The sequence below is a fragment of the Thiobacillus sp. 65-1402 genome (assembly GCF_001897685.1).
Lineage (GTDB): Bacteria > Pseudomonadota > Gammaproteobacteria > Burkholderiales > Thiobacillaceae > Thiobacillus.
The window spans coordinates 1-8,921 of sequence record NZ_MKUG01000162.1 but is presented as its reverse complement, the minus strand read 5'-3'; the positions used below and the strand labels follow the sequence as shown (position 1 = coordinate 8,921).

General features: G+C 63.7%; 11 protein-coding genes. All 11 read left to right on the top strand.

Translation table 11 applies throughout. From position 1 onward, the window contains the following. Positions 1 to 551 (top strand): sigma-E factor negative regulatory protein (locus BGO62_RS12300; RefSeq protein ID WP_296642860.1); only part of this gene is annotated, 551 nt, incomplete at its 5' end. Next, positions 551 to 1,507: a MucB/RseB C-terminal domain-containing protein gene (locus tag BGO62_RS12295; protein ID WP_296642858.1), complete on the top strand. Its 957-nt coding sequence runs from the start codon at positions 551 to 553 to the stop codon at positions 1,505 to 1,507. The genes BGO62_RS12300 and BGO62_RS12295, both read left to right, overlap by 1 nt. A gap of 8 nt (positions 1,508 to 1,515) precedes the next feature. After that, positions 1,516 to 1,956, top strand: a complete 441-nt coding sequence (locus BGO62_RS12290) for a SoxR reducing system RseC family protein (protein ID WP_296642856.1) — start codon at positions 1,516 to 1,518, stop codon at positions 1,954 to 1,956. Next, complete coding sequence (locus tag BGO62_RS12285; protein WP_296642853.1) at positions 1,953 to 3,353, top strand: DegQ family serine endoprotease; 1,401 nt, start codon at positions 1,953 to 1,955, stop codon at positions 3,351 to 3,353. The genes BGO62_RS12290 and BGO62_RS12285 overlap by 4 nt, the downstream gene beginning before the upstream one ends. Further along, positions 3,346 to 3,594, top strand: a complete 249-nt coding sequence (locus BGO62_RS12280; protein WP_296642850.1) for a glutaredoxin family protein — start codon at positions 3,346 to 3,348, stop codon at positions 3,592 to 3,594. The genes BGO62_RS12285 and BGO62_RS12280 overlap by 8 nt, the downstream gene beginning before the upstream one ends. Before the next feature lie 187 nt (positions 3,595 to 3,781). Beyond that, the gene (gene lepA, locus BGO62_RS12275; RefSeq protein WP_296642848.1) at positions 3,782 to 5,581 is read left to right on the top strand and encodes a translation elongation factor 4; all 1,800 of its coding nucleotides are present in this window, start codon (positions 3,782 to 3,784) and stop codon (positions 5,579 to 5,581) included. A gap of 2 nt (positions 5,582 to 5,583) precedes the next feature. Beyond that, complete coding sequence (gene lepB / locus BGO62_RS12270) at positions 5,584 to 6,393, top strand: signal peptidase I (protein WP_296642844.1); 810 nt, start codon at positions 5,584 to 5,586, stop codon at positions 6,391 to 6,393. Positions 6,394 to 6,402: 9 nt separating this feature from the next. After that, a complete protein-coding gene (locus tag BGO62_RS12265; protein WP_296642843.1) occupies positions 6,403 to 6,804 on the top strand; it encodes a DUF4845 domain-containing protein in 402 nt (133 codons plus the stop codon). Next, complete coding sequence (gene rnc / locus BGO62_RS12260; RefSeq protein ID WP_296642841.1) at positions 6,797 to 7,477, top strand: ribonuclease III; 681 nt, start codon at positions 6,797 to 6,799, stop codon at positions 7,475 to 7,477. The genes BGO62_RS12265 and rnc overlap by 8 nt, the downstream gene beginning before the upstream one ends. Continuing rightward, positions 7,474 to 8,358 (top strand): GTPase Era, encoded by an 885-nt coding sequence (gene era / locus BGO62_RS12255; protein WP_296642838.1) that lies wholly within the window; start codon positions 7,474 to 7,476, stop codon positions 8,356 to 8,358. The genes rnc and era overlap by 4 nt, the downstream gene beginning before the upstream one ends. Positions 8,359 to 8,486: 128 nt before the next feature. Next, positions 8,487 to 8,921, top strand: a 435-nt coding sequence (gene recO / locus BGO62_RS12250) for a DNA repair protein RecO (RefSeq protein WP_296642836.1), incomplete at its 3' end; no start/stop codon positions are given.

Below are 8,921 nucleotides of genomic sequence, written 5' to 3'. Positions count from 1 at the left end.
CCATGTCAGCACTTCGCAAACCAGACATCCCCTCCCAGGCCGAGCAGACCGGCGGTATGCCGCTGATATTGTCCGCTACGCTCGACGGCGAGGCGGCGCGCACTGAAACCGAGGCCTGCATCGCGGCTTTGAAACGCGACGACGCCTTGCGGAAAACCTGGTCCGAATACCATTTGATAGGCGACCTGATGCGCGGCGCGACGCCGCTCCAGGACGACTTCATGGCGCGCTTCTCAACGCAACTGGCGGCCGAACCGACCGTGCTCGCGCCGCGCCGCAGCGTGTGGCCGCAACGGGTGGCGGTGGCGTCGTTTGCCTCGCTTGCCGTATGGGGCGCAATTTCGCTGACCGGATTGATGCCGCAGGCGCCGGCCACTGCACCGATGGCGGCGGCGCCTGCGCCGGCCTTCCAGCAAGCTGCGCAGGCGCCGGTTGCGGCGCGCGACGATGCCCGTCTGGCCCCCTATCTCGTCGCGCATCAGGAATTCGCCCCGATGGCGGTGGCGTCGCCCTACCAGCGCACGGTGGCGGTTGTGGTGGAGCCGCGCTGATGCGGGCGCTGCTTGTCTGGCGGCAAAGCTGGCAGATTCTGGGCTTTGCCGCACTGATGGCGTTTTCCGGGGCGGTTCGGGCGGACGCTGCGCTCGAATGGCTCAACCGTGCCGCCGCTGCGGCGAAGCAGCAGAATTACAGCGGCGTCTACGTGTATCACCATGGCGAACACGTCGAGGTGTTGCGCGTGCTGCACCGCACCGATGCGACGGGCGAACTGGAAAAAGTCGAAGTCATGGACGGTACGCCGCGCCAGTTCCTGCGTATCAACAACGACGTCTACTGTCACTTGCCGGACGGCAAGAGCGTGCGGCTGGAGCGCAACGCTCCGCGGCGTTTCTTCCCCGCCTTGCTGCCTGCCCGGCCGGCCGGCCTGCTCGATTACTACGAGGCGACGCTTGCCGGAACCGAGCGCGTGGCGGGACGTCCCTGCCAGGTGGTGACGCTGGAGCCGCGCGACGGCTATCGCTATGCATTCAGCCTGTGGCTGGACAAGCAGACCGGGTTGCCGCTCAAGTCGCGCATAGTCAACGGCAATGGCAGCGTGGTGTCGATGTTCGTGTTTTCCGAAATCCAGATCGGCAAGGCGCTCGACGTCCAATTGTTCCGCAATGACATGACGGGCAAGCGCATCCAGAAAGCCAGCCTCGACAAACCGGCCGCGGTGGCCTGGAGCGTGACGCCGCCACCGGGATTCGAGCGGGTGCAGGAGGCGGTGCGCGCCCTGCCGGGCAAACCGGCGCCGGTCACCCATCTGGTGTTTTCGGATGGCCTGAGCGTGCTGTCGATGTTCGTCGAGCCGGCCGATCCCCAGGCACAGCGCCTGCAGGGGCTGTCGGCCGAAGGCGCGATCGGGATCTATGCGCGCGAGGTCGACGGCTATAGCGTGACGACCCTGGGCGAAGTGCCGAGCATGGCCTTGATCGAAACAGGCAACTCGGTGAAAAGGAAGTAGGCGCCGCCATGCTGGAACAAACCGCCGAAGTCGTCAAAACCGCATCGGACGGCATCTGGGTGCAGGCGGTCGAGCCGTCGGGCTGCGGCACCTGCGGCGGGCAGGGGTGCTCATCGCGCCGCATCGCCGAACTGTTCCAGCGCAAACCGCGGCATTTCCTGGTTGACTGCGATTTGTCGCTGGCTCCAGGCGACCGTGTCGTGGTCGGCATTGCCCGTGGCAGCGTGCTCAAGAGCGCATTGCGTGCCTATGGCCTGCCATTGGGACTGATGCTGGCGGGCGCGCTGCTGGCACAGGCAATCCGGCCCGGCGACGGCTCCGCGCTGGTCGGCATGCTGCTCGGCGGAGCGGCCGGCTGGCTGGCCGCGCGGGGCGGCCGGGCGGCCCGCCCGGTCGTGCTCAGACGTGAAGACGATTTCAGGTTTCGCATGATGAAAGGACAGCCATGATGAGAACAGCTTGGGCAGCGACCGCGCTGGTGTTCGCCTTGTCGGCACCGGTGCTGGCAAAAGACGTGATGGATGTGGCCGATCTGGTTGAAAAGCAGGGTCCGGCAGTGGTCAACATCAGCACGACCAAACTGGTGAAGCGCGGACCGGAGGGGCTGCCGTTCGCGGTTCCCGACGAAGAGGACATGCAGGAGTTTTTCCGCCGCTTCTTCCCCGGCGGGCCGGGCGGGCAGGGCGGGCAAGGCGGTCCCATGCAGGAAATCCCCGCACGCGGCGCGGGCTCCGGTTTTATCGTCAGCAGCGATGGCTATATTTTGACCAACGCGCATGTGGTCAGGGATGCGGACGAGGTCGTGGTCAAGCTGATCGACAAGCGCAAGTTCACCGCCAAGGTGGTGGGGGCCGACACCCGCACCGATGTGGCCGTCATCAAGATCACCGCTGACAAGCTGCCCGCCGTCAAGCTGGGCGATCCCACCCGGCTGCGCGTCGGCGAGGCGGTGGCGGCGATCGGTTCGCCGTTCGGCTTCGAAAACTCGGTCACCGCAGGCATCGTCTCGGCCAAGGGGCGTTCGCTGCCGTCGGAAAGCTATGTGCCCTACATCCAGACCGATGTGCCGATCAACCCCGGCAATTCGGGCGGCCCGCTGTTCAACATGAAGGGCGAAGTGGTCGGCATCAATTCGCAGATTTACAGCCGCAGCGGCGGCTACCAGGGGGTTTCGTTCGCGATTCCGATCGACGTGGCGATGGAGGTGGTGGGGCAGCTGAAAAGCAGCGGCAAGGTGTCGCGCGGCTGGCTCGGCGTGGTGATCCAGGAGGTGACCGCCGACCTGGCCGAGTCCTTCGGCCTGGATCGCCCGCGCGGCGCGCTGGTCTCGCAGGTGCAGGAGGACAGCCCTGCGCACAAGGCGGGGCTGCAGGCCGCCGATGTCATTCTGGAATTCAACGGCAAGGCGGTGGAAAACTCCGGCGACCTGCCGCGGATGGTCGGCATGACCAAGCCAGGCGTAAAAATCCCGCTGCAGGTCTGGCGCAAAGGCAAGGCCCAGCAGCTGAGCGTGGTGCTGACCGAGTTGCCGGCTGAAACCCAGCAGGCCGGCACTGAAGGAAAAACCTTTTCGCGCGGCGGGCTGGCCTTGTCCGAGTTGAGCGCGGAACAGCGCCGCGCACTCGGGCTCGACCACGGCGTGCTGGTCGTGGATGCCACCGGCGATGCGGCGCGGGCCGGCATTCGCACCGGCGACGTCATCCTGGCGGTGAACAACAGCAAGGTGGCCAACGTGGATGCGTTCCGCAAGGCCATCGCTGCAGTGCCGGTTGGCAAGAGCGCGGCAATCCTGGTACGGCGCGGCGAAGGCTCGTTGTACATTCCGCTGAAGATCTCAGGTGAGTGAACCGCTGTTGCTGCTATACACGCGCGTGGGCTGCCCGCTGTGCGAGGACATGGAGGCGGCAGTCGGCACGCTGATCGCGGGAGCCGGACATCGGCTGACCCTCGTCGACGTCGATGGCGATCCGTCGCTCAAGCAGAAATACGGCTGGGACGTGCCGCTGCTGTTCGACGGCGACACCGAGATTTGCCGCCATCAGCTTGATCTGCCCGCATTTCAGGCATGGCTGCGTGCCCACCCATAGAGCCTGGCGGATGCTTTTTCGCGGCAACTCGAAGGGATGGGCCGACTCGGCCCGCCCTTTGTCGCGGGCTGAGTCCCGGCGCGGCCCCGTCGCGGCTGCGAAATTGGTGTCGGCAGGCCCTGGAATCCGTTAAAATTCTGCAAGTTATCGCATCCCTTGCCGGGCACGGAAACGTGCCCGTTTTGTTGTGTCCCAGAACCTGATCCGCAATTTTTCCATCATCGCCCACATCGACCACGGCAAGTCCACCCTGGCCGACCGGCTGATCCAGCACTGCGGCGGCCTGTCCGAACGCGAGATGGAGGCGCAGGTGCTCGATTCGATGGACCTGGAAAAGGAGCGCGGCATCACCATCAAGGCGCAGACCGCCGCGCTCACCTACAAGGCGCAGGACGGCCAGGTCTACCGCCTGAACCTGATCGACACCCCCGGCCACGTCGACTTTTCCTACGAAGTGTCGCGTTCCCTGTCGGCCTGCGAGGGCGCGCTGCTGGTGGTCGATGCCTCGCAGGGGGTCGAAGCGCAGACGGTGGCCAACTGCTACACCGCGATCGACCTTGGCGTCGAGGTCATCCCGGTGCTGAACAAGATCGACCTGCCGGCGGCCGACCCCGACCGGGTGGCGGAAGAGATCGAGGACATCGTCGGCATCGATGCCACCGATGCGGTGCGTGCCTCGGCCAAGACCGGCATCGGCATTGCGGAGATTCTCGAAGTGGTGGTGAGGCAGGTGCCGCCGCCGCGCGGCGACGAAAGCGCCCCGCTGAAGGCGCTGATCATCGATTCCTGGTTCGATAACTACGTCGGCGTGGTGATGCTGGTGCGGGTGGTCGACGGCGTCCTGCGCCCGAAGGACAAGATCCGCTTCATGGCATCCGGCGCGCAGCATCTGACCGAGCACGTCGGTGTGTTTACGCCCAAATCGGTCGACCGTGAGCAGCTTTCCGCCGGCGAAGTCGGCTTCGTGATCGCCGGCATCAAGGAACTCAAATCCGCCCAGGTGGGCGACACCATCACCTTGATCGACCGCCCCGCCGGCGAACCCTTGCCTGGCTTCAAGAAGGTGCAATCGCAGGTTTTCGCCGGACTCTATCCGATCGAGTCGCATGATTTCGAGGCGCTGAGAGACGCCTTGACCAAGCTGCAGCTGAACGACGCCGCGCTGCAGTTCGAGCCGGAAGTCTCGCAGGCGCTGGGCTTCGGTTTCCGCTGCGGCTTCCTCGGCCTGCTGCACATGGACATCGTGCAGGAGCGGCTGGAACGCGAATACAACATGGATCTCATCACCACCGCGCCGACGGTGGTGTACGAAGTGGTGCTGAAAGACGGCACCATGCTCAACGTCGAGAACCCGTCCAAGCTGCCGGAGCCGTCGAAGATCGAGGAAATCCGCGAACCCATCATCACCGCGACGATTTTCGTGCCGGAAGAATACGTCGGCAACGTCATCACCCTGTGCAACCAGAAACGCGGCATGCAGATCAACATGCAGTACCACGGCAAGCAGGTGATGCTGGTGTACGACCTGCCGATGAACGAAGTGGTGATGGATTTCTTCGACAAGCTGAAATCGACCAGCCGCGGCTATGCCTCGCTCGATTACGAATTCAAGGAATTCCGGCCGGGCGACCTGGTCAAGCTCGACATCCTGGTCAACAATGAAAAAGTCGATGCGCTGTCGCTGATCGTGCACCGGGCCACCAGCGTGTACCGCGGGCGCGAACTTGCAGCCAAGATGCGCGAACTGATTCCGCGCCAGATGTTCGACGTGGCGGTGCAGGCGGCGATCGGTGCCAACATCATCGCACGCGAGAACGTCAAGGCGATGCGCAAGAACGTGCTCGCCAAGTGCTACGGCGGCGACATTTCGCGCAAAAAGAAGCTGCTGGAAAAACAGAAGGCCGGCAAACGCCGCATGAAGCAGGTCGGCAACGTCGAAATCCCGCAGGAAGCCTTCCTTGCGATCCTCCAGGTCTCGGACAAATAAACATGAATTTCGCGCTCATCCTTTTCATCGCGCTGGCCGTCACCGGCGGCATCTGGCTGCTCGACGCGCTGCTGCTCAAGCGCAGCCGCGACAAGGACGCCAGGGAGCCGCTGCTGGTCGAATACGCCAAGAGCTTCTTTCCGGTGATTCTGGTGGTGTTCGCGCTGCGTTCCTTCCTGGTCGAGCCGTTCAAGATTCCGTCCGGGTCGATGATGCCGACGCTGCTGATCGGCGACTTCATCCTGGTCAACAAATACACCTATGGCATCCGCCTGCCGGTGCTCAACAAGAAAGTCGTGCAGCTGAACAACCCCGAGCGCGGCGACGTCATGGTGTTCCGCTACCCGGCCGACCCCGGCCTCGACTACATCAAGCGCGTGGTCGGCGTGCCGGGCGACGTGGTCGAATACCGCAACAAGCAGCTCGTCGTCAACGGCCAGCCGGTGCCGAGCGCCAACACCGGCACCTATAGCTACGTCGGCAACGGCCTCAACTACATCACCGCCATGGTGTACGACGAGCGCCTCAATGGCGTCGGCCACGCCATGATGACCGAGCCGGGCAAGCCCGCGGTCTATCCGCCCCAGGTGACGGACTTCCCCTACCGCGAAAACTGCTCCTACAATGCCGAGGGCGAAGGCTTTACCTGCAAGGTTCCGGCAGGCCACTATTTCATGATGGGCGACAATCGCGATGCCAGCAACGACAGCCGTTACTGGGGCTTCGTCCCCGACAGGAACATCGTCGGCAAGGCCTTTTTCATCTGGATGAACTTTGACGATTTCGGCCGCATCGGCACCGTCATTCGATAAGGAGACACCATGCAGCGCACCCGTTCCACACCTTTTCAACAACACGGCCTGAGCATGATCGGCTTCCTGTTCGTCGCCATCGTGCTGGTCGCTGTGGCCGTGCTGGCGATGAAGCTGGTGCCTGCTTACGTCGAGTTCTTCTCGGTGAAGAAAATTCTCGCCACGATGGCGCAGGAGCCCGACTTCAGGTCGAAAAGCAATGCCGAGCTGCGCAATGATTTTACCAAGCGCGCCAACGTGGGCTATGTCTCCGTGGTCAAGCCGGAAGACCTCAGCATCGATCGCCGCGGCGGCATCCCGGTGGTTTCCGCCAATTATGAATTCCGCTCCAAGCTCGTCGGCAATGTCAGCCTGGTGGTGGATTTCAGCGCCAGCAGCGACCCCAGCGCCGCCCCTGCCCAGATTGAGTAACGCCTTGTTGAACCAGCGCCTGCAGCAGGCGCTGGGTTACACCTTCAGCCGTCCTGAACTCCTGACCCAGGCGCTGACGCACCGCAGCTACGGCGCGCTCAACAACGAGCGGCTCGAGTTTCTCGGCGACTCGGTGTTGAACTGCTCGGTTGCCCGCGCGCTCTACGACGCCTTTCCCGATTTGCCCGAAGGCAGCCTGTCGCGCCTGCGCGCCAACCTGGTGCGGCAGGAAACGCTGGCTGATATTGCCGTTTCCCTGAGGCTGGGGGATGTCCTGCGCCTCGGCGAAGGCGAACTCAAAAGCGGCGGCTTTCGCCGCCCCTCGATTCTGGCCGATACACTGGAATCGCTGTTCGGCGCGATTTTTCTGGATGCAGGGTTCGACCAGGCGCAATGCGTCGTGCGCGGCCTGTTCGATCCGCTGGTGGCGAAAATCGATCCCAAGGCTTCGGGCAAGGATGCCAAGACCCAGCTGCAGGAAATGCTGCAATCGCGCCGGCTGCCGCTGCCGGAGTATCAGCTGGTCGCGACCCAGGGCGAGGCGCACGACCAGAGTTTCATCGTCGAGTGCGTGCTGGCCAAACCGGCGCTCAGCACGCGCGGCGTCGGCAAGAGCCGCCGCGCCGCCGAACAGGAGGCCGCACGCCAGGCGTGCGATGCATTGCAAAAATGAGTGAATTCAAGTGCGGCCTCATCGCCATCGTCGGTCGCCCCAACGTTGGCAAGTCGACCCTGCTCAACCGCATCGTCGGGCAAAAAATCAGCATCACCTCGCGTAAGGCGCAGACCACGCGCCATCGCGTGATGGGCATCCACACCACCGACGAAGCGCAGTTCGTGTTCGTCGACACCCCGGGGTTCCAGACGCGTCACGGCAGCGCCATGAATCGCGCGATGAACAAGCGGGTGCGCGAAACCTTGTCGGACACCGACGTGGTGATGATGCTGGTCGAAGCCGGGCGGCTGACACGGGAGGACCGCCAGGTGATGGAATTGCTGCCCAAGGATCGCCCGCTGATCCTGGCGGTCAACAAGATCGACTACGCCAAGGACCGTGCCGCGCTGATGGCTTATCTGCAGGAAGTCGCCGCCGCGCATGCCTTCACTGAGATCGTGCCGGTATCGGCCAAGCAGGGCAGCAATCTCGACGAGTTGCTGAAAACCCTGCAGGCGCATCTGCCGGAGAACCCACCGCTGTTCGACGAGGACGACGTCACCGACCAGACCGAACGCCAGCTGGCCGCCGAACTGATCCGCGAAAAGGTGTTCCGTCTGTGCGGCGAGGAGATCCCCTACGCGGTGGCGGTCACCATCGACAAGTTCGAGGAGGAAGGCAACCTGCGCCGCATCTTCGCCACCATCCTAGTCGACCGCGACGGCCACAAGGCCATCGTCATCGGCAAGGGCGGCGAAAAGCTCAAGACCATCTCCACCCAGGCGCGGCTCGACATGGAGCGCGCGTTCGACAGCAAGGTGTATCTGGAGGTCTGGGTGAAAGTGAAGGGCGGCTGGGCCGACGACGTGCGGATGCTGAAGACGCTGGGGATCGATTAAACCTTTATCCGCGAAGTACGTGAAGAAGCGCGAAGAAAGGCAAAAACGGCAAGATCAAAGCATCGTGCATGAAGGGTCCGCATCTCCAATGATTTTCTTCGCGCTTCTTCGCGGATAACGGATACTTGATGTCCAGCGACGCCCGCATCAACAACGAGCCCGGCTTCATCCTCCACACCTATCCTTTCAAGGAAACCAGCGTGGTGGCGGAAGCGTTCACCCGCAGCCACGGACGCGTGGCGCTGATCGCGCGCGGCGCGCGCCGCCCGGCATCCATGCTGCGCGGGCTGATGCAGCCCTTCACCCCGCTGCTGCTGTCGTGGTTCGGCAAGTCCGAGCTGAAGACCCTGCATGCGGCGGAATGGCAGGGCGGGCTGCTGGCGCCGCAGGGCCGCGCGCTGATGTGCGGGTTCTATCTCAACGAACTGCTGTTGCGCCTGCTGGCGCGCGGCGATGCGCACGAACGGCTGTACGACCGCTATGTCGACACCCTCGGCCAGCTGGCGGGCGAGTGCGGCACCGCGGATTACGAACGCGCCACTTATTTTGAGCAGATATTGCGC